1 protein-coding gene is annotated in these 366 nt (G+C 53.0%); it reads right to left on the bottom strand.

What is annotated here, in order from left to right; translation table 11 throughout:
* The coding region (locus KH400_RS30150) for a hypothetical protein (RefSeq protein WP_217228426.1) at nucleotides 1–366 on the bottom strand (366 nt) is incomplete at both ends.

Below are 366 nucleotides of genomic sequence, written 5' to 3'. Positions count from 1 at the left end.
CCTCCCCCCCTCCCTTTCCCTTTCCCTCCCTCCCCTTCCCCTCTCCTTCCCCCCCCTTCCTCCTCCTCTCCCCTCCCCCTTTCTCTTTTCTCTTCCTCTTTCCCCTTTCCTTTCTCCTCTCCTTTCCTCTCTTCTTCTCCTCTTCCTTTCCCCCCCTCTTTCTTTTTCTTTCCCCTCCCTCTCCCTCTTCCTCTTCCCCCCTTTTTCTTTTTTCTCCTTCTCTTCCTTCCTCCCCCCTCCTTCCCCCCCCTTCCCCCCCTTTTTTTCCCCTTCTTTTTTTTTCTTTCCTCCCTTTCTTTCCTTTTCTCCTCCTCCTCCCTTCCCTTTTTTTCCTTTTTTCTTTTCCCCCCCTCTTTTCTCCCTTCC

The organism is Desertibacillus haloalkaliphilus, from assembly GCF_019039105.1.
Classification (GTDB): Bacteria; Bacillota; Bacilli; order Bacillales; family KJ1-10-99; genus Desertibacillus; species Desertibacillus haloalkaliphilus.
This window is presented reverse-complemented; position numbering and strand designations above follow the sequence as displayed.